Below are 24335 nucleotides of genomic sequence, written 5' to 3' on the forward strand. Positions count from 1 at the left end.
CAGCAGCGGGCGCTGCTCACGGATAGCACGACCGCGTGCGTTTCGAGCGATCCGCAAGCGGTCGCCGGCGGCGACAGTCAACGACGATCCTTCCTGTCGTGCGCGAGCAGCTCCGTCGGCAGGGGGCATCGACGGATATGTGAAGTGACTGCGTTTCTAACATTGACGCATCAAGTTCGTAGCACTTTTCCAAAAATCGTGCGGAAGCCTTCCGCGTGTCCGCTTGCCCCCTCTACAGTTAGCTCTTTGTGCGCGCTAAAGCGGAGGGGGACGGTCGGCTCGCCGCAGCAGTGCACCTCCGGCGGGCCGCGAAGGTATATATCCGCCTCGCCGCAGCAGGTTTCCGGCGGCAGTCGCAGTACAGGTTGGCGATGTTCGCTGGGCTTTTCACGAACTGCGTGTTCGGGTTCGTCCGTGCGGCGGTGATGATGGCGGCGGTGCGCGCCTCCGACGGCTTCGGCGGCTATGACGAGGGGACGATCGGCGCCTACGTCTGGCTGTCGCAGGGCCTGCTCGGCGCGACCCAATTCATGGGTCCGCCACTGGAACTCGTCGACCGGGTCAAGAATGGCGATATTGCGATCGACTTCTTGCGTCCTGTCGATATCCAATTCAGTTATCTCGCTGCCGATCTCGGGCGAGCCGCGGCCACCATCCTGCCGCGCACGTTGCCGAGCGTGCTGGTCGGCGTGCTCACCTTCGGGCTGACCATGCCGAATACCCCCGGCCCCTACCTGCTCGGGTTCCTCAGCGTGTTCCTCGCGGTGACGTTGTCATTCCTATGTCTGTTCGCCGTTGCGCTGATCGGATTCTGGGTGCTGGAAACACGTGGCCTGCGAGTGCTATACCAGATTTGCGGCACATTTCTGGCCGGGCTGTTCGTGCCGGTGCACATGTTCCCGGACGGGCTGCGCGCCATCGCGCATGCCACCCCGTTCCCGTCGATCCTACAGTCGCCGATCGACATCCTGTCGGGCCGAGTCGGCGGGACGGACGCGCTGATGGTCGTTGCCGCGCAGGTGTTCTGGATGCTCGCGATCGGCGCGCTGGGCCGGGTGATGCTGGCGGCCGGGCGCCGCAGGCTGGAGGTGCAGGGTGGCTGAGTCGCCGTGTGTGCCCACCCTGGCCGGAACCTGGTTCACCCCGTACGGGGCCGTGCTCGCCGCGCGCATCCGCGCCCAGCGGACCTACCGATTGTCCTTTGCCAGTGAGGTATTCAGCGCCCTGCTGATCGGACTCGTCGAGTTCGCCGAGGTGTGGGTCATCTTCAACAACGTCCGGGTGCTCGGCGGCCTCGACCTCAACGGTGCGCTGCTGCTGTTCGGGCTCAGCAACACCAGTTTCGCACTGGCCCAAGTCCTGTTCGGCCATCTCGATTCACTGCCGACACTGATCCGGATGGGCCTGATCGACGCCTACTACCTGCGGCCACAGCCGCTGCTGCTACAGCTCATCACCAGCGACATCTCGCTGCGCCGTTTCGCACGCGCCGCGGTGGCGATCGTGGTGCTCGGCCTCGGCCTGATCCGCAACGACATCGACTGGGGTCCAGACACATTCGTGCTGCTGACGACTACGCTGATAAGTGGTATCGCCGTGTTCGGCGGTCTGTTCGTGTGCGCCGCCGGTGCACAGTTCTTTCTGATCGATGGTGCCGAACTGACCAACAGCTTCACCTATGGCGGGTCGTTCGCCGCCATGCAACCCGCTTCGGTGTTCCCGACGCCGCTGAAACTGCTGTTCGGCTTCGCCATCCCGGTATCGTTCACCGCCTATCTGCCCACCATCGCGTTGCTGCGCCTGCCTGGTCCGCAACTGATGCCGCCCTGGCTGGCCTGGCTGACCCCGCTGGCGGCGCTCTGGGTGTGGTTGCTGGCGCTGCGTTTGTGGCGGATCGGTACTCGGCATTATCAGGGAGGCGGCGGATAACTGTGGCGGACACCGCACTACCCGATGCGATTATCGACATCGAGAACCTGACAAGGGAATTCATCCTGCATCGCAAGAACGGCCACCGCTGGCGAAGGAGGCGCGAAACGCTGACCGCGGTCGATCGGATGAGCTTCCGCATCGAACGCGGCGCGGCGGTCGGCTACATCGGCGCCAATGGGGCGGGCAAATCCACCACCATCAAGATGCTGACCGGCATCCTGGTCCCCACCGCGGGCACCGTGCGCACCTGCGGCCTGGACCCGGCCCGGCAGCGGCGTGAACTGGCCGCCCGGATCGGCGTGGTGTTCGGACAGCGCTCGCAGCTATGGTGGGACCTGCCACTGCGCGAATCGTTTTCGATCCTGGCCGCCATCCATCGACTGGAGCCGGACGTCGCGCACAAGCGCACGTGCGAGCTGGTCGAACAGCTCGAGATGGCCGAAACCCTGGACACCCCGGTGCGTCAGCTCTCGCTCGGGCAGCGGATGCGGGCCGAGGTCGCCGCCGCGCTGCTGCACTCCCCCGAATTGGTGATCCTCGACGAACCGACCATCGGCCTCGACGTGCTGTCCAAGCAGCGACTACGCGAGTTCCTGCGCGCCGAACGCACCGACCGCGGCACCACGCTGCTGCTCACCACCCACGACATGCGCGACATCGAACGGCTCTGTGATCGGGTGCTGGTGGTCGACCACGGCCGCCTGGTCTACGACGGTTCGGTGACCGGGCTCGCGGTCCGGGTCGGCGCCCGCCGGGTGCTGACCGTCGATCTGGCCGAGCCCACCTGCGATCTCGACAACCTGCCGTCCGCCGAGCTCTTGACAAGCGAAGGCGACGGGATGCGGCAGCGACTCGCCTTCGACGCCGAAAAGATCACCGCTGCAAAGCTTCTCGCTGCCGTCTCGGATCGCGCTGCGGTGCGAGACCTGTCCATCGAAGAGCCGGACATCGAGGACGTGGTCCGGCGGATCTACGAATCCGCCTGGTAACCGCTCTCGGTGTCCGGCTCTACTGTCTTGCTCTTCAGTTGTTTTCGGGCTCGCGCGCGCCTTGATCGAGCCGGAACGGCGGATACTCGTCACGCATCAGCGCGGCGTAGGCCTGCACTCGGATCGCCCATCGGTTGATGCCGACCACGAAGTCGTAGAGGCCCTGCGGGTACCGCGTCGTGAACAACAGCCCCACCGCCGCGACCAGCAGCAGGATGCTCAGCAGCGGAATCGTGACGACGCCCATGAAGCCCTCGGAATCGCCCCAGAAGTTCCCGCCGCCTTTGACCAGCGCGGCCAGAATCAGGTACTGCGGGATGGCGAGCAGCCACCATTTGATCAACACCAGACCACGGTGCAGCCGCTCCGGATAGTCGATTTCCAGATCGGCCGGGTAGTCGGGGTTCGGCTGCAGACTGAAGGGCGGGTACTTGTCGGTGCCGAGCACCGAGAGCGCGTAGAACCCGACTCGCCAGGTCCAGCGCATGACGCCGACATTGAAGTCGAACAGCCCGCGCGGATACTTCCCGGTGAACAGGATCGCGAAGAAAGCGATCACCGAAACCACGAAGTACGCGATATGCAAGAAAAACAGCGCGATGTAGTGCGGGATGGCCAGAATCCACTTGACCAACCACATCCACCGCGATAGCGAGGGGTCGAGATCTCCTCTGACACGGATCGGATTGACGGACTTGACAGCGTTCTCGGGTTCCATGATCGATGCTCCTTCCGGGCGCTTCGACGGACCATTGAGGAATGTCCCAATTGTCCCGTACCCGATGCCAGTTCATGCCAACGTTCCGGTACCGACACGCCAACAAATCAACCCGGACAGAGCATTCGAACCGCAAACGCGCAATCGCCCCGGGCACAGCGTGCCCGGGTCGACGTGAAAGTCGTTCGAGGAGAGGATTATCCGCCGAAGGAACCGGTGAACCGGGTGTTGATAATGCTCGAGAAAGCGGCACTACCTGTGTTGAGCAGGCCGGAAAGGGCAGCACTACCCGTGTCGGTGACAACCGGAATCATGAAACATCCTCCTTGTTGGGTAATCGTTCGCCGACAACGCTTCTGGGGTGATCGACATCCGCAACCCTGCCCGGCCGCTCTGATAGATCGCCGATCAATAGCTGAGAGCAACTTTGAAGAGCGAGCGTTTCAAATAAGGAGGCTCATAGGATCAGTTCGGCGTCTGCCCCTGCGCCGAATAGAGACTGACCTCGCCGTCCTCGCCGAGGAAGGCGTTCACCAGCATGGTGCGATTTGCCGCCATCTCGTCCGGGTCCGGAGCACTGGTGGTGACCGAAATCTGGGGAATAGCCGCCCAGTTCACGACATAGCGTTCGGGCGGGCCGTCGTCGTCCGACAGCCGCGCGAGCCGGAACACCGACACTGTCTTGCCGACGATGAGGGTGCGCACGACCTCCGCAATTCGCTCGGGGTCTTCCAGCGCGAACATGAAGCCGAATGTCAACTCGGGCGAGGACACGTAGGCGGGCACGAACACCGAGGCTAGCGCATCGAACGACCCGGCGCAGCCGCCGCGCCGGAACCGGTTGCTGCCCATGCGCTCACGGGTTTCACCGCTGCATCGATGGTGGCATTCGTGTGACCGGCCCGTAACAGACCATAACGATTTCCAGGCAGCTTGCGAATTTTTACACCATACTGTTGCGCCGATCCGGCTATCGCGCTTTCCTGAAAGAGTCCCGATTTCTCGGGCCGTCTTCCTGATCGCATCGTCGCGGATTTCCCGGTTTCCTTGCCGTGTTGATGAAATATGGGGGTGACGCTCCGGACGCGGGGCTGCGCCGGAGCCGAGGGGTGCCCCTCCCCGAAATCCCCCTCGGCCCTGGCGCATCCAAGAATCGAATCATTACCGCAGGTGCTTGGGCGCATCGACAATTGGGTTGCCGCCAACATTCAGCATTGCGCGGGAGCCTCGCTGCACACCGAGACGCTGGGCGCCGTCATCGATCGAATGGCCGCGAAATGGATTGCGGCGCAACAAGCTTTGGGAATGTCCGCGCAGGTGGACCCCGCACCCACTGCAGTTGGACGGGGAAGCCCATCTGCAGTGGTGCCGGTTGACCGAACTGGCCGACGGGTACAAGGAGGGTTATTCAGGACAAGCGTACGGTTGTACGTCGCCCCAGATCAGGCCAGCGCCGTCAGTCGCGACACGCCGTCCCTGAATAAGCCTCAAGGATCTGATCACCGGGGTTTCTCGACCTCCGGCTCGACCACCCCGGCCTCGAGGAATGTCGCACCCGCGGTGGGTTCGACTTCCGCGTCATACGAGACGTCGGCGCTCTCGGCGAGAGCGTTCTCGGCTAGAGCGTTGTCGGGCGGCGACTCGGCATCACGCCGAGCCGCCGCGGCGGCCTCGTTCATCTCGATGGCATCGGTGATCCATTCACCGATCTCCCGAGTGACTTCCTGCACGGTGCCGGTGATGATCGACGCGATATTACCGACATGCCGCGCGCCAGAAGTCGTCAATTCTTGAATCAAATCCTTGTCGCTTTCGAATTTCCCAATCATTCACACGCCCACTTCGGTTGCCGTCCGTTGTCGCATCACGATAACACCGGGGGTGTCCTCCTTCTGGACCAAGAACGGCGGGAGTGCGAGCTTGAATATCTTGAGCCACACCGATCCGACTTGCTTACCGAGCGATCCGGTGTTGTACGGCAGTCCATACTTCTTACACAGTTCACGCACCTCCGGCGCCAGCTGCGGATACCGCTTCGCGGGCAGGTCCGGGAACAGGTGATGTTCGATCTGGTGCGACAAATTGCCGGACATGATGTGGAACAACTTGCTGCCGGTGATGTTGGCCGAGCCGAGCATCTGCCGCACGTACCACTCGCCGCGGGTCTCGTCGGCGGTCTCGTCCTCGGTGAACGTTTGTACGCCGGTGGGGAAGTGGCCGCAGAAGATGATCGAGTAGGCCCACACGTTGCGGATCAGGTTGGCGGTGACGTTTCCGGCGAGGGTGCTGACGAACAGCGGACCGGTCAGTGCCGGGAAGACGACATAGTCCTTCAGGACCTGACGTCCGGCCTTGCGCCACATGCCGGTTACCGACCGCTTGATATCGGACCATTTCCGCTTGCCACGAACGATGTTCTCGACCTCGAGGTCGTGGCCCATAACGCCCCACTCGAACAGCATCATCAGTCCGAAGGCGTACAGCGGCTGACCGAGGCGCAGTGGGTTCCAGCGCTGCGTCTCGTCCATCCGCAGGATGCCGTAGCCGATGTCACGGTCCTTGTTGTGGATGTTGGTGTAAGTGTGGTGCATGTAATTGTGCGAGTGCTTCCACTGGTCGGCCGGGCAGACCGTATCCCACTCGAAGACACGGGAATTCAGGCCCGGCTCACGCATCCAGTCGTACTGGCCGTGCATGACGTTGTGGCCGATCTCCATGTTGTCCAGGATCTTCGACACACTCAGCGCGGCAACTGCGGCCAGCCAGAACGGCGGCAGGAAGCCGAGATACATCAGGCCGCGGCCGGCGATCTCGAAACCGCGCTGCGCCTTGATGATCGAGTAGATGTATTCGCGGTCGCGCTCGCCCAGATCGTCGACGATCCGGGCGCGCAACTCGTCGAGCCTGCGGCCGAGTTCCTCGACCTGATCCGGGCTCAGTACGAGCGGGCCGTCTTTGGTTTCGGTCAAAATGGTCATGGCTTTACTCCCCTTGTTCTCGAATCTCAGATATCGATCTCGACGTCGCCCACCGGCGCATTGATGCACAGCTGAATGGGCTGATCGGGGTCACTGTTGGTTTCGCCGGTGCGCGCGTTGCGGGTGCAGCCGGTACGCCGAACCGCGGTGCAGGAGAAGCAGATACCCATCCGGCAGCCGTATTCCGGTGTCAGACCGGATGCTTCGGCCTGCTCGAGCAGGACAGCGCCGTTGTTGTCGGCACTCACCCCGCTGCCGGAGAAGCTCACTGTGCCGAATGCCTCGTCCGCGTCGACGGGTGTCACCGGCAGGGTGAACTCCTCGGCGTGCAGCTGATCGGCCAGCTGCTCCGCCTCGAAAATCTTGCGCACCGCGTCCATCAGCCCCCGCGGCCCGCAGACGTAGGTCTGCGCGTCGGCGAACCAAGGCGCGACCCGCTCCAACTCGTTGTAGTCGAAGTACCGGTTCTTGTTGTCAGTGCCGGCACTCGCTTCGAGCGCGGCATCCCCGAGTCGTTCGGCGGTAATCACCGAGTGCCGGGGATAACGCAGCTCGATCCGGAAATTCTTGTGCCGCTTGGCGATTGCCTCGATTTCGGTGCGATGTGGCACGAACGCAGGCGATTTCGCGTAGTAGAGAAAGGTGACATCGCCGGGGTAGCCCTCGTCCGCGAGGGTGCGCAGCATCGAAAGCACCGGCGTGATGCCGCTGCCACCACCGATCAGCAGCACCCGCTCCGGGCGCGACTCGGGCAGATGGAACACCCCGGCGGCCGGTGCGAGATCGACCACCATGCCGGGCGCTGCGTTGCGATACAGGTACTGCGATACCAGGCCGCCGGGATGTGCCTTGACGGTCAGCTCGAGATGCCGGTCGCGCCGGCTCTCCGGATTCACCGGCGAATAGCACCGGGTGTGTCGGACCCCGTCGATCACCACACCGATCTGGATGTACTGCCCGGCTGCGTGGCCGCGCCACTGGCGGGTGGGACGCAGGGTCAGCGTCACCGAACCGGGCACCGAACGGCGCACGTGGGTGATCTCGGCCCGCATCTCCCGGGCGGTCAGCGTCGGGCGAACCAGTTCCAGGTAGCGGTCGAGGGGGTGCGGGGTGGTCAGGGTTTGCACCAGGTCGATGAGTCCCGCCATTTGGTCCTCCATGCCTCTGCTTGTCGGACTTCTGTCAATCGGGCCGCTGGTTCGTCGAGGCCCGGCGTGCGAAGAGAATATCAGTGCACGACTGTACACTCAACAAGTGTGACTGATGGACCGGGTCCGATGTCAACCTGCAACTTATGTGGCGCGAACAACATCCTGGGAATGGACGAATGGTGAACGGATGTATGCTCACCGTGATGAGCGAGCCCGTAGCAACCCGAATCGAGCGCAAGGAGCGCACCCGTCAGGCCCTGCTCGACGGCACCCTCGCGCTGGCCGCCGAGCGCGGCTTCGGTGCGCTCAGCCTGCGTGAGATCGCCCGCTCCGCAGGCATCGTGCCGACCGCCTTCTATCGGCACTTCACCTCTTTGGAAGATCTCGGCGCGACCCTGGTCGACGAGGGCGTCAAGGCGCTGCGACTGGCGCTGCGACAGTTGCGCCGCACCCCCGATGCCCGGCTGTCGGAAACCGTGCGCTTCGTTTTCGAACAGGTCGCCGCCAAACGCGAATTGTTCGGTTTCATCACGCGCGAACGCCGCGGCGGATCGGCCGCCATGCAGACCGCGATCGCTCTCGAACTCCAGTTGATCGTCCGGGAACTGGTCGTCGACCTGTCCCGGATACCCGATCTGGATTCCTGGCCGCCCGAAGACCTAGAACTCGCCGCCGACCTGATCGTCTCCACCGTCGCCGACAGCATCGCCGATTACGTCGCGGCCGCTCCCCGCGACCAGCGGTCCATCGTGGACCGCACCGTCCGCCAGGTCCGCCTCATCGCCCTCGGCATGGGCGCCTGGTGCCCGACCAAGGATTAGGGCGGATGGGTCAAGACCGTGGTCAGGGCGGCGAGCGAGGTGTTCGGACAGCAGCCCGAGGTTGTTGATCTTGCCACGGACACGCAAGGCTCCGCTGCCGCGGTGATGCGGCAGTTGTTCGGCCGCCCACCCCGCCCGAGCGCTCGCGCCTGCGCCCCCAACACCAACCGCCGCTGCCGCTCATCCCGATGCGGCAACAACGCCTCGAACTTCGCCGCCAGATCCGCATCAGTCACCGCGAAATCGCCCGTGCCACAATATCTTTAGAAATCACGGGATGTTACGTCTTAATCCTCTGCAAGCCCTGAGCACATGGGGGAACGCGGCCTGGCAGCGCGGAACCAATGAGAACACCAATGGCCTTCTCCGCCAATACTTCCCGAAAGGAACCGATCTCAACAAACACAGTGTCGACGATCTCGCGGCAGTTGCACACGCTCTCAACACCAGGCCACGTAAGACCCTCGGCTGGCGAACTCCCGCCGAAGTCCTCGAGGATCGTCTATTAGGCTCGCTCCAACAGGACACTGTTGCGACGACCGCTTGAACCTGAGCAGTACACATCGGTCCACTTCGGGCAGGCGCTGATGCTGTCCGGGCTCGTCCCGTCGATCGGGTCGGCCGGGTGGGCGGTGCGGCCCACGATCCCGCCGAGCCGGACGGACCCGGTCTGTTTCGGGCTGGCCGGATCGGGCCCGATGACGACGAAGTATGCGCGATCCAAGGCATCACCGCCGCTGGCCTGCGCGCCGACCCCGGCGTTTGATCCCCGGTCCCGTCAACGGGACGCACCGTGTTCGACACCGGCGACCGACTGCTCGCCATGCCCGACCTCGTCCTCGTCCATGGCGGCGGACATGCCGCGACTGCTGGGATCTCACCGTCGCGGATTTGCGCAGACATCAGCCGGCGCCCTTTGCCCGCGACGTGCTGGCGAGCGCTGACGACTTCTGTGGGCACTTCTGCGCAGCGTCCCACGGTCAGTTCCCTCCGAGATTGCAATTGGCCGTGACCACCCGCGATCCCGAGTGACAGGTAATGGGCGCTGTCCCCGGACGACCGCGGTGGCTGGGCTCACGCCGCTGACCGCGGCCGGTGTCGGCGGTCAGCGGCGGACGCCAAAAGCTGCGACGATGATCCTGCTATACGTGCCGTGGCGGTCTGTGATCGCCGAGGTCACGGCCTAGCCGAGCAGATTCGAGGATGCAGTCAGATGAGCCGCGCGTGGAGGTTCACCGACATCGGATGGAAGGTGCTGTGGGAGGTCGTACACCGCGATTCGCTACCGGCTCCGTTGGTGTTCACCAGTCGGATCGCCGACGACACCGTGTATCGAGCCGAGCAGCGCCGCATCCGGGAGCGGCTGCGCGAACTGCGTGACACCGCGCTCGAGCAGGTCGTCTTCGCGCTCGGTCGGCCCGACATCCGGATCACGGTGGACGGTCGGGACGGACGGGACCCGCAGAATCCGGCGGGCTGCGTCCGGGTGCTGGCCGGACGCCGGGACGATCTGGCCGCCGTGGTGACGCAGCTGCCCGGCGAAACCATCTGGCACAGTGGCGGTTTCATTCTCACCGAGATCCATGTGCTGGATCTAGCCAAGGCGGTGGCTGCCGCCTTGCCCGAGTTGCCTGCTGGCAGGATGGCCGATGTCGTGCTGCCCGGCCACGTCGACGATGGTTTCGACTACGACTACTGGCGCTCCGTGGCGCATGTCGAGGTAGACACTGTCGCGCAGCACTGTCGGACGTTCGTGCGGGCCGGGTTCACCGGCGTCGGCACGATCGAGGTCGTGCAGGCACGCTCCAAGTTCGGTGTCCGCGGTGCGATGCGGCATCGGATGGAATGGCGGGACCGGTACGACGACGGGCGCTATGTGATAGCGTCCGGCACCCCTGCCGTCGCGGTGCCCGCCGACAGCAGCGGGGTGGCCGCGCTGATCGAGCGGCGGATCGTCGAGGTCGTTCGCGCCATCGATGAGGAATAGGCTGACTCCGTGCCGGATCGGCTTGGTCTGGCCATGGGACCACATTGTTCCCTCGACCGTGCTGAGACGTCAGATCGTTACCGGCAGCGAGTCTCCCGGGTCTGGCTTGTGCACCCGGACCGTGCTGGAGGTCGACGGTGTGCGGGGTACGCGCGGCTCGGTCGGGCGCTCACCGCGTGGGTCGCGCGCCGGCCTTTCCGCCTCCGCCGTTTCAATTGCGGGATCGTGCGCGCCCACCACGGGTTGGGACATTTCGGGGGCGTCGCCGAAGGCATTGTCGAGGTTGCGGGTGGAGTCCAGGTACCTGGCGCGCTTGTGCGTCTTCTCCTGGCCGACACCGCCGGCGCCGGCCATGCCTGGTGCGAACGGCATGCCGCCCATCGGCATGCCACTGGTCGGCGCCGCGCCCGCCTGTCTCACGGCGGACGGTACCCCGAACTGCGAGTCGGGGAGGCTGGCGCGCGGAAACAGCTGTGTCCGAGGTGGACCGAGCGGACTCGCGGTCGTGCCGGCGCCCGGGCCGCCGCCGACGGTCGCCGCACCGGCGTGCGATCCCGACGCGGCGGTTGCCGGATCGTGGCTTGGCACACCGGCCTGGTTTGCGGCGTCCAAGGCGCGCAATGCCTCTTGCTGAGCTGCCAGTGCTCCGGGGGACAATGCCTGCTGAGCGGCTTGCCACGCCTGTTGCACCCCTTGTAGTCCTTGCTGGGCGGCCTGCAGCGCGCTCTGCAGGCCCTGTTGCATGGCCTGCTGTGCCTGTTGTTGCGTAGCTTGCGCAGCCTGCTGGGTCTGCCGAGTCGCGGCCTGCTGCGCGGCGGCTCCCGACATGTTCGCCGCATTCGCCGCGGAACTGCCGGTGTTCGAAAGAGGCTGGGAGGTCGTTGAATTCGGCTTCGTGGTGGTCGAGGTGCCGGACGGCGCGGTCGTGCTGCTCGGGGTGGGCGTCGTGGTGACCGGAGGGGTATTCGTGCTTGTTGCGGGGCTGTTCGAGTTTGGGGTGGTGGTCCCGTTGTTGTTCGTGTTCGTATTGGGGTTGTTGTTCGTATTGACGGGACTGGTGGGCACCGCGAGGACGACGATATTGCCCGACGACTGCCCGTATCCGGTGGCGAACCAGGACTGGTAGACCTCGCGGTACATGGACAGGTCCGCGGCGGTGGTCGGCGGGGTGATGGGCATACCCGCTGTGGTTTCGTGTAGCCAATTTTGGGTGTAATTCAGATTGTCCGAGATCAGCATCGTCGTCATTCTGAGCTTGGACGTGTTGGTGAGGTAATCCGATACGGCCTTGGCGGCCGCGTCGGCGCCCTTCCCCGACCAGTTGTCGGGTGTCATGACATTAGCGAGTCCGCCGCCCAGCGTGTCGAAGTTCTGGCCCAGCTGCTGATTTACCCAGTTCCAGCGGTCGGCGGCCTGATACACCGCGTCCCATCGGATGGTGGCGCCGAGGGTAACCAGGTCGCCGGGCAGCAAGCTGTCGGCGGTGTCGGCCAGCGCCGGCACAGTATCGGTCGCCATGCCGACATTGAACAGCGTCGGGGTGTTGCCGGTGGCGTTCTGCAACGAACCGTCGAGCACCGGGCTCACTCCGGCGTCGTTAGGCGGATCGCTGACCGAACTCGGCGTCGGGTTGTGCAATTGCCGGGCGAGGGCGCCGAATTGCGCCGCCGACTGGGCGTCGGCGTTCTCGTAGGCCTTGCCTGCGGCGACGAAGGTGTCGCCCATATCGGTCAGGATCTTCGCGTGGGCGCCGAGGACGGTGTCCAGTTCCCCGACCTTCACGTTGAACGCCCCCTCCAACGTATTTCCGGATCCGTGCGGAAGTGTGCCGAACGCTCCGGCGGGAATCACCAGGCTGCTCACCTGCTTCTGCAGTCCGAGCAGGCTGTCGAGGGCGTTGACGCATGCCTGAGCGCAGCTGTAGGTGACGCCGTCGTTGATCTTGATAGTCCCCTTGCGTGCTTGGCCGTTGAGTGCGGACCAGCGATTCTGCAGGTCGGTGATTTCGTTCGGAGTGGTGGCCATCGAATACTCCTGAATGCCTGCACGATTCGGCTACGGGTGGCTCGGGTCGGACTGGGGACCGGAGGGCTGGGGCGGCGGCAGCGAGGCATTCGGACCAGCGCCGATGATGGTGCCGTTCCGGTCGACGACGATGCCGCGGTCGCGGAGCATCTGCTGGGTCTTGTCCTGCAGAAAAGCACCGAGCTGGCCGCCGATCTTGTTCAGGTCGATGACGAAGGCCGCTTCGGTGCTGCTGTCCGGAAGATTTATTACCCATTCCGGTGCGGGCACATGCGCGTTCTCCAGGGCCGAGCGCAGCAGCAGCTTGGCGATGTCGCCGATCGTAGTGGCGGCCGCGACGAATTCGACGGTGGTCTTGATCGTCGGCTTCGGAGACCATGGGCCGTTGTCTCTTTGCTCCCAGGAGATTTCGATCGAGATCTTCGCCGAGACAGGGCCCTCGACGGTCTTCATGCCCGTGATGAACAGTGCCGGGCTGATCTTGAGATCGTTCCCGAGTGTGATCTTGCTGACCTTGTGGACGTTGTGGGTGGCGTCGAAGAGCAGGGGATTCTGTTGTGGCTCTTTCTTGCTGGACGGCCACGCGTCCGAGTGTTCTTCGATGATGAGTGGACCTGGTCCGCCCAACTTGATGGCGAAGTAGTCGCGGCGGTTCACGGCCTGCTCGTACACGTGTCCCGGGGTGAACGCGTCCTTCGTCTGCGTACCGACGGCATAGCCGACACCGACGGCACCGAATCGGACCAGTTCCTGCTCGGGAGCGGGCACGCCGAGGTTGCTGAACTTGAAACCGGCGCGGAGCCCGCCGAGAGGGCTCTCTTCGTAGCTGACCGCCTCGATCAGCTTATTGAACCGCGCGTAGATGCCGCCCTGATCGGTGACGACGATATCCATTCCGATTTTGCCGACATCCCGCGCCGAGACAGTGGTCGCGGGACTGTGCGACCGGTTGCCGGGCGCCGCAGTCTGCGGAATCGCGCCTGCAGCGCGAGCCCTTGCCTCGTCGCCGAGCTCGTCGACCAGTCGAAGTGCGTATGCGCTCACGTTCGCATCCATGTTGCCCGCATCCGCCGCGCGCTGAATCTGGTTGCGGGTATCCGCCAGCGTCGTCTCGATCTGCCGGAAGTCGGCCTCGGACGTTGTGAGCAGTGCCTGGGCCGCATCCAGACGACTGCGGATCTCGTTGCGCAGCAGTGGGGTCAGCTTGTTGTTGCGCACCTGGTCTTCGAGCATCTGGCCCATGAACGTCAGCACCCGCTTGTAGCGCATCATGTACGGCAGCTCCAGGTGTGCCACCACTTTCGCGTTACTCAGACTGCCAGCGAATCGGCCCTGCTCCGAGCCGTACCGCAGCAGATTGGTGAGTTCGGTGTTGGCCGCCCGTCGCTGCCGCGCGAGATCGTTTACGCGCTGGTCGAGTTCACCGGCTCGTCGGTGCAGGTCGTCGAGTTGCTGTTGCAACGGATCGTTGCCGAGTGGGGCGGTGCGATCCGGATCGTCGATCACTTGTTGAAGGTCGCGGATCTGTTTCGCGATATGCTTCTGTCCCACCTGGACGGTGGCTTCGTCCTGGGATACGTGCCGCAGTCGTTGTGCGGCGTCGCTCAGGGGATCGCGCACCGAAGGTTCGCGCACTCCGGGGTTGACGGCACGGAACTGCTTGGTGAGTTCCCGGTCGTTGGCGAGGGATCGCTCGGTGAGCTCACGCTGGTCCTTGTCCAGTTCGGCGGCCCGGTGGCGTAGGTTTTCGAGCTGTTTCCGCCGCGGGTCGTTGCCGCGCGGGGCGGTGCGGTCCGGGTCGTTGATAATCTTTTCGAGGTCGGTGATCTCTTTCGCGACATCTCGAGTGCGGGCCCGCACCATGGCTTGGCGCTCACTGATTTCCGTGCGCTGGCGGGTCTGGTCGAGCAGGTTGTCGAGCACCGTCGGTTTGCCGGAGCGGGGCGCAGGCGCATCGACGATGCTGGGGCGTTTGGGGAGGTTGAAGCGGTTGCGTGCCTTGTCGACGGCCTCTTGCCGCGCGGTCAGGTCGTCGAAAACCCGGCGTTCCGTGGCGGCGGCAACCTCGGCGCGGTGGGCCAGGTCGTCTAGGACGGTCTGGTCGGCCCCGGCGTGGAAGGCCTCGAGCAGAGCCCTCTCGGCCTGCAGCCGCCGTCCGGTCAGCTTGGCCAACTCCTCTCGCTCGGCTTCGAGGCTTTTTTCCAGTGGCGCCAAGTCCTGGGGTTTGAGTTGACGCCAGCCCGGGATAGGCTCGCGACCGGCCTGATTCGCGGGTTCGGCAGGTCGGGGGAGTTGTTGCGGTTGCGGTACCGCAGACTGCGCCGTCGTATGCTGAAGCGGCATGATCTGCTGCATCTGTTGTTGCCCTCCCGACATGTCGACGGTCTGGCCACCGCTGGACGGTTGCGTCGGTGGTACGACCTGGTCGATGGGTGCGGCGGGACGCCGGTTCGTGTCCTGTGCCTGGTAACCCTTCCCATAGGAGTTCGCCGGTGAGTCGGGCGCAGTCAAGCGCTGAGTGGGTACCCGGCTGATGTCTGTGCCGACAGGTGTATAGGGTTGCGGCCGTTGTGGCGTCGATGCGACGGCCGGGACCGGTGATTGAGTGGCGTCGGGATTGTGGGGATCCGGCAGCGGTTGAGTGCGAACCCGACTGATGTCGGTCTCGGCGGTTGGATTCGGTTGTGCCGCTTGTTGTGGTTCGATGGCGGCCATCCGGGGTTGGGTGGCCTCCAGATCGCCGAGGTTGGTGAATCGCTGGACGGGTTCCTTGGGATCGGTAAGTGGTCGAGTGGGCACCCTGCCAACGTCGTTGGGGTCGGACAGCGGCTGGGTCGGGACCGCGGCGGTGTCGAGGTGCTCCGGCGCTTCGGGGGTTCCGTGCAGATCGAATGCCGGGCTCAGCTCGCGCAAGCGCACCCGGACCACCGGCGTTTCCTCGATCGTGCCGTTGTTCCGCACCGGGAGCATCGTCTCATCGACACCGAGCACGGCCAGCTGTCTGCTCGCGACGATCCGCTCGGCCTGAGGGACGGAGGCGTCGTCCACGAACAACCACAACGGCAACGTTCGCGCACCTTCGATTTCGAACAGCACCGGCACGGACGCCCCGTTCCCGGTCGCCATGGAGTCGTAGGCGCCCTCGATCCGCTCCGATGCCGATACCGGGGGGAACGCGATACTCTGACCGATCAGCGACCGGAACCAGTCGAGCACGTCGCCGTAGCCTCCGACTCTGGTTTCGCCGCGGTACACCGTCGGTGTCGGAACCTCGCCCGGCTGGCTCTGCCAGTACTCCAATGCCTGTCGCAGCGCGGCCGCTCGGTCACCGTACTCGCCGGAGAGATCCAGATCCTCGGCTCCGCCGAGTTGACGGAACGCCGAGGCCAGTTTGCGTGCCATCGCCGGGTCGGCCAGGATGTCGGCGGCCGGGGCCTGCGCGACGGGGACATCGCCGACGTGGCCGCCGTCCAGACCCTGGAGGTAGTTGTTGAGCACATCCAGCACATCCCAGTTCCCGGCGGCCTTGGTTAGCGCCATGGACAGGTCACCAATGGTGAGCCGGCCATGGCGGTAGAACGCATCCAACAGGCTCTGCTCCAAGGCGGCGCCGTCGCCGTCGAAATGCAGCGCGTCCAGCAGAGCCTGGTGGGCTGGCACGGCGGAATCGAGCAGACTTCGCACCAGCACGGCATCGATGAGGCGGTTGGCCCCGTACTCGACCCAGTAACTGGTGAACTCCCTGAAGCGCTGGAATCCGGGGGCGTCGCCGAACAGGCTTGCGAACTCGTCGCGCAGCGCCCTGGCGTGTTCGTCGGACGAGAAGGTGAGCGAACGCAGTGCGCGCAGCCAGCGCTGACTCTCCTCGCCGGACGCCGGTGTGCGCGGCCGCGATTCGGTCAGCGGCTGGGTGGGAACCTGGCTGATGTCGTTCGGCTCATGCGATTGGCTGGGGTCGTAGGGTGGCCCGCCGATCTGGTTGGAGAAGCTGCCGGGTCCGGGGCGCTGCGGATCGGAACGGGCCGCGCGATCGGCTGCGGCGCCGACCAGGGCCGCATGCAACACCTTGGCGGCGTCGCTTGCCCGGTCTCCGGTGAGTTCGACCGCCGCGAAGCCCTCGGCCAGCGCCTCAGCCTCGTTCAGCTGCCCGTTCTCATGGAAGCTGTACCCGCTGAGCTGATCGTGCAGCCATGCCTGGAATCCCTCGACGGTTCCGGCGGGATCGGTCTCCAGATACTGCCGCAGCAGATCGCTTTCGATCCGTATCCTGGTGAGGGGGGATCCCGCGTAGTCCAAGGCATGGCCCAGTTCGTGGACGATGATGCTGTACACAGGCCGATCGTTGAAGTTCGCGGCGAACCGGCCGTCCTCGGCGTTGAACGCCACGGACCGCTCGAATTTCGGGAGGTCGGTGGCGAGGGTCCGGTTCAACGTGATCGCCTCGGTGAATCCGCGGCGGCCCTCCCGGTAGGGCGCCCACGTCGATGCCGCGAAGACGCCATCCGGTAGTTCGGCGATCCGGATGTTGCGGAGATCGATCTGCGGGTATTTGCTCAGTTCGGCGTCGACGGCGCGGGCGAACTCGCGGGCCACCTCGACATTCACGCCGGGATGGTCGAACCCGATCGCCTGAATGCCGTAGGTGTCCTCGAGAGCCCGGACGATCTCCGGAATGTCGCGCTGCGACCACACGTCCTCGATCGGATGGTCGGCAGGTGCCGGGGCGGTAACCTCGTGTTGCTGGACGGGTTCGGCCGGGACGTCGGCGTGGCTCGGCGAGGTCGAAGCCTCAGTGGTTTGCGGCTCGGGTCCGGTGTGAGCGGGGGTGGGATGTTCTCCGGTGACCGGCTGCGCCCGGAATCGTTCGACAATGGTCTCGAACACCGATGCCTTGGTCGGTCGGCGCGGGGCTGCGCCCGGGCTGTCGAGACGCTTGTAGATGCCGCGGTTCTTGCGCACCTCGTCTGCCACTTGCTGCCGGGCGTCGAGGTCCTGGTAGGCGGCGCGTTCCGCGGCAGCAGCGCGGGCGACGCGGTTTTCCAGGGGTTGCAGGGCGGTTCGGTCGGCGCCGGCCTCCTGGGCGGCGCGCAGCGCCTGTTCGGCCTGTAGGCGTTGCCCCCGCAGCATCGCGACATCATTGCGCTCGGCGAGGATTTGCTGTTCCAGCTTGACCAAGCCATGCGCGTCGACCTCGGCCGGGGTCGGAATCGGTTCGTGGACAGCCTGGTCGAACGGTTCCGGAAGCATTGCGTTGGGTCCGACGGATTGCGGCGTAATCGGGTGCCGGTCGTCGGTACTCCCGGCCAGATGATCGCCGGTCTGTGGGAATGCTGGGGCACTTTCATGCGACAGCGGTTGCGCGGGTTCGCCGTTGTCGTGCAGCCCCGAGACGGTGCTCGTCTGGACGGACTCCGGGCCCGGGTGCACGACGGCCTCGGTCGAGGTGTTCACGGCTGCGGTGGGTTGGTCTGCGACAGCGGCACTGTCGTGGTAACTGGTCACGAGTCTGCCGTCGCTGATCGGGGCAATCGAACGACCCGTCGCGCTGGCGGCGGCTCGGACTGCCGTCGAGTTATCTTGTGGCACAGGCGCACTGGCTTCTTCGGTCGGCGTGACCGTTCGGCTGGTGGCGGATTGGTCGAGCGACGACTGTGCCGAGGAGCCACTGCCGGTGCTGGTGCTCGTCCGCTCGGGGGGCGACGCGCCGTTCACACCGTTGCTCGAGGTGTTCTGTTCCGTCGGGACGGCGCTATCGGATCGGCTGGCCGTGGTCCCGGGGTCGGTGGTGATGGGAACAGTGGGTTCGCCCATCGGTGTCGAGTCGAAGTGCGGTGTGGCCTGACTGCCGCCGAGGCCGGAGTCGAGCCATTGCTGGTGCAGGGCCTCGAGCTCAGCGACGTTGCCGCGGTCGGCGGCGTCGTTGATCCGCATCATGTACGCGTTGCGGATCGGCTTCTCCGCCGGGTCGGTCGTCAGATCCGGATGGACCATGCGCGCCAGATCCCGGCGGAGGGCGGCGGCGGCCTCCGGGTTCGCAGCCGTGGTGTTGTTCGTGGGCATGCCCGCCGGATCGTTGATGCGCGTAGTGGAGTCGGTCGAGCCCCCTCCCCGCCAGGCATTGATGCCCTCGTGCAGCCCGGTGGTGGCGGCCATGCTGGTGATCATGTACGGCGAGAAGTTCCAGTTCCCGGTCGCCACCCCACCGGTCACGTACCCGCCGAGCAGGCCGGCGGTGCTGGAGCCGCCGATGGTGAGCCACTTCGCGAGGTGCTCGTCCAGTGTGGTGGTGCGCAGCCAGGTGCTGAGGTATTTCGCGGTCGGCTTGGCGAGCAGTTCGGCCGCGGCCATGGTGGCTGCGCTGATAGCGACTTGGTCCCAATGGATGTCGCTGATATGCCCCTCCTGCAGCTGGTACAGCTCGATGCCCAGCTCCTGCAGCAGGCCGATCAGCGCCATACGGGCCACGGCGTAGATGAGCGGCAGCTCGGCCTCGCCCTCAACAGGGGTGGCCAGGGCCTGGACTATGAATGCCGCGGTAATGGAAAGCGTGGTGATGATCTGCAGTTTCGTATGTTCGATGGCGGCGCCGCCGCCTCGGGCGTACTCGCCGAGATCATCCAGCTGCTGGGCCAGGTTGTCGATCGAGTAGGTGCCGGTGAGCAGCTTGTCGAGGTCCGCGGTGATGGTCTGGCCGCCGGCGCCTTCCGGATACGCCGCGCCGACGGCATCGATGGCCGCGGCCAGGTCCGGCTCGATGCCCCGCAGATCGTGGGCGGCCTTCTTCCATGCGTCGCCGAGCGCGAAGATCGCGTCCTCGTCGCCCTCCGGCCATTCAGCGCCCCCGAGCGCGCTGACCACCCAGGCCAGCGACGGGGGAATCATGATGCTCACGGTCAACCTCGGTGCGCAGGGTTCGCCGCGAGGCCGGCATCAGGCACTGGCACTCACCATCCGGCATCCTTGACGGTGAATTCCGGGCCCGACCGGCCGTTGCCGGTCGACCGAGACGGCGAATTCGGCGGCGCCGTCGACACGTCCGGCGCCGGGGGCAACATGGCGCGCAGCGTGTCGAGGTTCGGCAGTCCCGGAAGGATCTCGGAATAATCGGGCAGACTGGCGGGCAGCTTCACGGCCTGCATGATCGCCGCCGACTCCCGGGCCACCGCGGCGGCCGCATCCAGAGCGGCAGTGCGCACCGCGCCTGCGATCTCGGGATAGTCGAGTTCGTCGATGTCATCGGCGAATCGGACGTCGATCACGATCCCGTCGGCGTTGACGGTGACCGCCACGCGGCCGTCGGCCGTCTCGGCCGTCGCCATCAGTTGGGCGCGCTGCTGCCGTGCCCTGGTGATGGCGGTGATATGGCCTTGGACAGACTCGAGCAGATCAGTCACCCGTGCACGCATCGCCTCGTTGGTCATCAGGCCCCTTCGGACGGCGCGCAGCTACGCGCGCTCACGTATCGGCGGTCAGATCAGGTTGGTGAACTCTCCGGAGTTCGTGGTCTCGGTGTTGTCGAGCAGCTCGGCGGCGCCGGTGATGCCCTGCGCATACTCGTCCAGCACGGTGACCGTCCCGGCGAGCGCGCCCTCGAGTTGCTGCGACGCGATCGTGTACCCGGGCTTACCGTTCTGCCCGTCGGCGAACTGGTGCCCGGTTTCGTCGTTGCCCCACTTGCCTTCCTCCGCGTGCGCGGAGGTGGTCAGCGTGGTGAGTGCAGAGTTGATGCGCTGTGCGACGGCACCCAGGTCGTGTGCGGCCTGCCGCAGCGCGGTGGTGTCGACTTTCACCGAGTCGGCCATAGTGACCTTCCAATCCTCATCGTGAGACGCGGGATCCACGGCCCTGGCGTGACATTCCGGAAGTTCGCGGTTACAGATCAACTGCGCCTATGTTAAGAGGCCGATCTTGTCGGCGAATCGAAGTCCGGCGAACACTGAATGTCCGGAAGGTGAAGGGGGCACGTTTTCGGTATCCGCACTGATCCGATCGGTCGGTAGAGCGATGAACCTCAGGATCGCAGCGAAACGGTTGTGCCACCGGAGAACATCGAATCGTGCAGCACGATGTGATCGGGCAGCGCGTCAGCAGGCAAGTCGAATACCACCTGCGCGCTCGCCGAGTTGCCGGGTTGATGTCGGCGTAGAGGCTGGTGTCGGGTTGCAGATTGATCGCGGCCGCGGCGTCATTGCCGAACCTGCGGTTCTGGGTGTCGAAGACATACTGGTTGCTGGGTGAGGGCGGGGCAGGTGCCTGCCCTCACCCGTGTCGTAGCCATTGGTTGATGGCGGCGATGCGGACTGTAGCCAGGTAGCGGACGGCGAGTTTGTCGAATCTGGTTGCGACGGCTCGGTTTTTCTTCAGTTGGCCGATGGCGCACTCCACGGCGTGGCGTTGCTTGTAGTCCTCGGCGTCGAAGGCCGGTGGCCGCCCACCGGCGGAACCTTTCCGCTTGCGGTTGGCGGCCTGGTCGGCCTTGATCGGGATGGTGGCCTTGATCCCGCGTTGGCGCAGGTGCGCACGGTTGGCGCGGGAACTGTAAGCCTTGTCGGCACGCACCCGCTCCGGCCGGGTGCGCGGGTGCCCCTTCCCGAGGCGCGGCACCTCGATACCGTCGAGTACAGCGGTGAATTGCGGGCTGTCACCGCGCTGACCGGCGGTGATCACGATCGACAACACCTTGCGGCCCTGCTCACTGGCCAGGTGGGTATTGGTGGTCCAGCCGCCACGAGAACGCCCGAGAGCGTGATCGCCGGGCTCGGTGTCGACCCCTCCGGGCGGTTCGGCCTGGGCGTGGCGTGCCCCGGCGGAATGCCGGTGTGCCCAGGCGATGGTGGAATCCACGCTCACCTGCCACACGATCCGACCGGCCGCATCGGCGAATGCTTGCAACATCTTCAAAATCAGCGCCCATCTCCCGCACGCTGCCAGCGGCGGAACAGTCCGTACACAGTCTGCCAATGCCCATAGCACTCGGGCACGTCTCGCCACGATGTCCCGCACCGTATCCGCCATCGGATCCCGTCGATGAGCTGCCGTTTCGTCCATTTCGGCGGGCGACCCGCCTTCTTGCCACGAGGCAGCAGCGGTTCCAGCCGCGCCCACCGGGCGTCGGTCAGATCCGCTCGCCTCGTCACCGATACGCGATCACGAGGTCTCCGGTATTCAGGTTCTTCTTTGTCGCTGAACCATCTACCGGAGACCTCGTCTCACCTGGTCATCGACACGCTAACGCGGGCAACACCTTCCGACTTACGAGTTGAGCGGCGCCGCTGCGTGGCGCCCCTCAACTCGAACCACTTTTGAAACACTGGCTAGGGCCGCGCTGTGCTCGCCCTCGACCCGGAGGCGCTGTAGCAACCGCGATCACCCGGTCATCGGCCCAGTCCAACGCCTCGCCGTCCCGGTCGATCGACACAACCGAGTTCCGCTCCCCCAGCAACCGCTGCACGACCGCGCGCCCGATCCCCGCCCCTCCGGTCACGACATAGGACAAAACCATAAAGCGATGCTAGTCAACGACTTTCGTCCGCGCTTGTGGCCGCTGGCGATTCGCGATCCGGCGGGCGAACCGGAAGCAGCAGGGCCAACCCGGCGGCCAGGACCACCAGGATGCCGACGATCCCGGCGCGATCGGTGTCGAAGGCCCAGACGAAGAGTCCGAAAAGGGTTGGCGCCAGGAAGGATACGGCGCGGCCCGTGGTGGTGTAGAGGCCGAACATCTGACCCTCACGGCCGGGTGGGGCGAGACGGGTGAGGAAGGACCTGGCGGCGGACTGGGCCGGGCCGACGAAGATGGTCAGCAGCAGGCCGAACAGCCAGAACATGGCCGGGCCGGAGACGAACAGCAACACGGTGCCACAGATCAGCATCGCGACCAGGGACACCACGATGACGATCTTCGGTCCGACCCGGTCGTCGAATTGTCCCGCGGTGATCGCACCAAGTGCCGCAACAACATTCGCGGCGATACCGAAGAGCAACACGTCGGAATCGGCGATGCCGTACACCCGCACCGCGAGGATGGCGCCGAAGGTGAACACCCCGGCCAGGCCGTCCCGGAAGATCGCGCTGGCCAGCAGGAACCCGACCGTGCGCCGATCGACGGTCCACAGCTCGCGCAGATCCCGCCACAGCACCCGGTAGGAGCCGAAGAATCCGGCGCTGGCCGCGCCCGGATCGGCTGCGGTGCGCGGCAATTCGGGCACGGTGAAGAACACCGGCAGTGCGAACACGGCGAACCACACCGCGGCCAGGATCGCGACCAATCGGATGTTCAGGCCGTCGTCGGTGGGTATGCCGAGCAGGCCGCGGTTGTCGCCGTGTCCAGAGATGAAGCCGAAGTACGAGATCAGCAGGATGAAGATGCCGCCGAAATAGCCCATGGACCAACCGAATCCGGAGACGCGCCCGACGGTGGCCGGGGTGGACACCTGACGCAGCATGGCGTTGTACGGCACGCCGGCGAGTTCGAAGAAGGCCGAGCCGAAGCCGAGCAGGACCAGGCCGATCCAGAGGTAGTGGTAATCGTCGTGCACGAAGAACATCAGCGCCATCGACGCGATGGTGAGCGCCGTCAGAACCTCCAGGGAGCGTTTACGTCCCGCGGTCGCGTCGAAGTGCTGCCCGCTGATCGGCGCGGTCAGCGCAACCACCAGGCCCGCGATACCGAGCGCCCAGCCGAGCCAGGCGCTGGCCGAAATCCCGCCCGGCAGATCGTCGCCCACCTTGTCGGTGAGATATACCGAGAAGACGAACGTGAGGATCACCGCGTTGAACGCGGATGCCCCCCAGTCCCACAGCCCCCACGCCACCACTTGCCCGCACCCGGCGGCTTGCCCGACAGTCGCCCGCGCGTCCACCTCGGTCATGGGCGCAGCCTATCCGGAGAACGCGGTCGGAGCGGCCTACACGCGCAACCCGGTCAGACCGAGGCCTGGACTACCACCGGTCTTCCTCGGCCTCGCGGAAGCGTTGCGCGACGCGGTCGATCCAGGTGGTGAAGTGGGATGCGAGATCGGCTGGGGCGGTGGGGCGGACGATGATGTGTTCGCCGCGGAGTTCGGTGTAGCGGCCGTCGTCGGCGATGTCGTGCCATTGCACGGTGGTCAGGGGGTCGGTGATCTTGTTGACACCGCCGGTGTAGAGCAGCGCGGAGCCGCCACCATCCGCAGGGCGGTTCAGGAGGCGTTGGTAGCGATCGCGCGGAGTATTGCGGGTGACGCTTTCGAGGTGGCCGTCGGGGCGGCCGTACACGTCGTCGGGTTGGAAGGTGGCCGACGGTTGGCTGCCGGGTTTGCAGGGCGGTAGGGAGTTGACCAACTGTGCGGGGAGATGGTCGAGGGGGAACAGGCGGCAGCGGATGGGGCCGTTGGTGTCGCCGAAGGTGGCTTGGGCCAGCGACATTGCGTGATGGTCGGTGCGTGCACCGACTATGCGGTACACGCGTACACCGCCGTGGGGATTCTTGTGTCGAGTAGTGCCGCCGAAGATTTCGATGCGCATGGTCGAGGCGGACAGGGTGTGGAGAGCGAGTTGGATCTCTTCGAGTTCATCGCGGGAGTAGCGCTCACGCATGGTGACCCGGTGGCCTTCGAAGTCGTCGCGGTATGCGAAGCGGCTGGTGAAGCGGAGTGGATTAGGGAACCGGTCGTTCGCCGGACCGAACCATAGCGCGGCGAAATCGTCGGGCTCCCAAGTCCATTCAGCCATCTAGAGATTCCAATCGGGTCGA

19 protein-coding genes and 2 pseudogenes are annotated in these 24335 nt (G+C 65.3%); 7 read left to right on the forward strand and 14 right to left on the reverse strand.

Annotated features, from left to right (window positions below; translation table 11 throughout):
- Positions 1-248 precede the first annotated feature (248 nt).
- The 3 genes from ACV7NQ_RS08200 to ACV7NQ_RS08210 all read left to right on the forward strand — a co-directional run bounded on the left by ACV7NQ_RS08200 (position 249) and on the right by ACV7NQ_RS08210 (position 2921).
- Positions 249-1103: an ABC transporter permease gene (locus ACV7NQ_RS08200; RefSeq protein WP_463359067.1), complete on the forward strand. Its 855-nt coding sequence runs from the start codon at positions 249-251 to the stop codon at positions 1101-1103.
- Positions 1096-1929, forward strand: coding sequence for an ABC transporter permease (locus tag ACV7NQ_RS08205; RefSeq protein WP_463359068.1), 834 nt, complete (start codon positions 1096-1098; stop codon positions 1927-1929). The genes ACV7NQ_RS08200 and ACV7NQ_RS08205 overlap by 8 nt, the downstream gene beginning before the upstream one ends.
- A gap of 128 nt (positions 1930-2057) precedes the next feature.
- On the forward strand, positions 2058-2921 hold the full coding sequence (locus ACV7NQ_RS08210; protein ID WP_463365586.1) for an ABC transporter ATP-binding protein: 864 nt from the start codon (positions 2058-2060) through the stop codon (positions 2919-2921).
- Positions 2922-2955: 34 nt separating this feature from the next.
- Here the strand turns inward: ACV7NQ_RS08210 and ACV7NQ_RS08215 are convergent, their stop codons facing one another.
- Together ACV7NQ_RS08215 and ACV7NQ_RS08220 are read right to left on the reverse strand one after the other, a co-directional pair.
- The gene (locus ACV7NQ_RS08215) at positions 2956-3639 is read right to left on the reverse strand and encodes a DUF4389 domain-containing protein (protein WP_463359069.1); all 684 of its coding nucleotides are present in this window, start codon (positions 3637-3639) and stop codon (positions 2956-2958) included.
- Positions 3640-4104: 465 nt separating this feature from the next.
- Positions 4105-4491, reverse strand: a complete 387-nt coding sequence (locus ACV7NQ_RS08220; protein ID WP_463359070.1) for a hypothetical protein — start codon at positions 4489-4491, stop codon at positions 4105-4107.
- A 213-nt stretch (positions 4492-4704) separates the two neighbouring features.
- On the opposite strand from ACV7NQ_RS08220, the pseudogene ACV7NQ_RS08225 reads away from it, so the two are divergent.
- A pseudogene (locus ACV7NQ_RS08225) lies at positions 4705-4887 on the forward strand (hypothetical protein); the annotation flags it as partial.
- Positions 4888-5138: 251 nt separating this feature from the next.
- On the opposite strand, the gene ACV7NQ_RS08230 reads toward ACV7NQ_RS08225, so the two are convergent.
- Genes ACV7NQ_RS08230 through ACV7NQ_RS08240 form a run of 3 tightly spaced genes read right to left on the reverse strand, consistent with a single transcriptional unit; the run spans position 5139 to position 7765 of the window.
- Positions 5139-5468: a hypothetical protein gene (locus tag ACV7NQ_RS08230; protein ID WP_463359071.1), complete on the reverse strand. Its 330-nt coding sequence runs from the start codon at positions 5466-5468 to the stop codon at positions 5139-5141.
- Positions 5469-6617, reverse strand: a complete 1149-nt coding sequence (locus ACV7NQ_RS08235) for a fatty acid desaturase family protein (protein WP_463359072.1) — start codon at positions 6615-6617, stop codon at positions 5469-5471. It lies immediately after the preceding gene.
- Positions 6618-6643: 26 nt separating this feature from the next.
- Positions 6644-7765 carry a ferredoxin reductase gene (locus ACV7NQ_RS08240; RefSeq protein ID WP_463359073.1) on the reverse strand — a complete coding sequence of 374 codons (1122 nt, stop codon included), beginning with the start codon at positions 7763-7765 and terminating at the stop codon, positions 6644-6646.
- A gap of 206 nt (positions 7766-7971) precedes the next feature.
- On the opposite strand from ACV7NQ_RS08240, the gene ACV7NQ_RS08245 reads away from it, so the two are divergent.
- Complete coding sequence (locus ACV7NQ_RS08245) at positions 7972-8589, forward strand: TetR family transcriptional regulator (protein ID WP_463359074.1); 618 nt, start codon at positions 7972-7974, stop codon at positions 8587-8589.
- On the opposite strand, the gene ACV7NQ_RS08250 is transcribed toward ACV7NQ_RS08245, so the two are convergent.
- Positions 8586-8825 carry a hypothetical protein gene (locus tag ACV7NQ_RS08250; RefSeq protein WP_463366098.1) on the reverse strand — a complete coding sequence of 80 codons (240 nt, stop codon included), beginning with the start codon at positions 8823-8825 and terminating at the stop codon, positions 8586-8588. The genes ACV7NQ_RS08245 and ACV7NQ_RS08250 overlap by 4 nt on opposite strands.
- An 83-nt stretch (positions 8826-8908) precedes the next feature.
- Between ACV7NQ_RS08250 and ACV7NQ_RS08255 the strand changes: the two are divergent.
- Positions 8909-9136, forward strand: a pseudogene (locus ACV7NQ_RS08255) (transposase); the annotation flags it as partial.
- Here ACV7NQ_RS08255 and ACV7NQ_RS08260 read toward each other — a convergent pair.
- Complete coding sequence (locus tag ACV7NQ_RS08260) at positions 9095-9313, reverse strand: hypothetical protein (protein WP_463366099.1); 219 nt, start codon at positions 9311-9313, stop codon at positions 9095-9097. The pseudogene ACV7NQ_RS08255 and the gene ACV7NQ_RS08260 sit on opposite strands and share 42 nt — an antisense overlap.
- A 489-nt stretch (positions 9314-9802) precedes the next feature.
- Here ACV7NQ_RS08260 and ACV7NQ_RS08265 point away from each other — a divergent pair, with 489 nt between their 5' ends.
- On the forward strand, positions 9803-10576 hold the full coding sequence (locus ACV7NQ_RS08265; protein ID WP_463359075.1) for an ESX secretion-associated protein EspG: 774 nt from the start codon (positions 9803-9805) through the stop codon (positions 10574-10576).
- Positions 10577-10645: 69 nt separating this feature from the next.
- On the opposite strand, the gene ACV7NQ_RS08270 is transcribed toward ACV7NQ_RS08265, so the two are convergent.
- The 7 genes from ACV7NQ_RS08270 to ACV7NQ_RS08300 form a co-directional block, all read right to left on the reverse strand.
- Positions 10646-12601, reverse strand: coding sequence for a hypothetical protein (locus ACV7NQ_RS08270; protein ID WP_463359076.1), 1956 nt, complete (start codon positions 12599-12601; stop codon positions 10646-10648).
- A 30-nt stretch (positions 12602-12631) separates the two neighbouring features.
- A complete protein-coding gene (locus ACV7NQ_RS08275) occupies positions 12632-19483 on the reverse strand; it encodes a WXG100-like domain-containing protein (protein ID WP_463359077.1) in 6852 nt (2283 codons plus the stop codon).
- 62 nt (positions 19484-19545) lie between these two features.
- Positions 19546-20022, reverse strand: coding sequence for a YbaB/EbfC family nucleoid-associated protein (locus tag ACV7NQ_RS08280; protein ID WP_463359078.1), 477 nt, complete (start codon positions 20020-20022; stop codon positions 19546-19548).
- Between the two features lie 48 nt (positions 20023-20070).
- Entirely contained in the window at positions 20071-20403 is a 333-nt protein-coding gene (locus ACV7NQ_RS08285) for a WXG100 family type VII secretion target (RefSeq protein WP_463359079.1), read from the reverse strand.
- Between the two features lie 457 nt (positions 20404-20860).
- A protein-coding gene (locus ACV7NQ_RS08290; RefSeq protein ID WP_463359080.1) for an IS5 family transposase occupies positions 20861-21738 on the reverse strand; the annotation gives its coding sequence in 2 pieces (ribosomal slippage) (positions 20861-21528 and positions 21528-21738; 879 coding nt in all).
- Between the two features lie 378 nt (positions 21739-22116).
- Positions 22117-23472 carry an MFS transporter gene (locus ACV7NQ_RS08295; protein ID WP_463359081.1) on the reverse strand — a complete coding sequence of 452 codons (1356 nt, stop codon included), beginning with the start codon at positions 23470-23472 and terminating at the stop codon, positions 22117-22119.
- Positions 23473-23542: 70 nt separating this feature from the next.
- A complete protein-coding gene (locus ACV7NQ_RS08300; protein ID WP_463359082.1) occupies positions 23543-24313 on the reverse strand; it encodes an ESX secretion-associated protein EspG in 771 nt (256 codons plus the stop codon).
- Between the last annotated feature and the right edge of the window lie 22 nt (positions 24314-24335).

Source organism: Nocardia sp. Tas62D01, assembly GCF_055232035.1.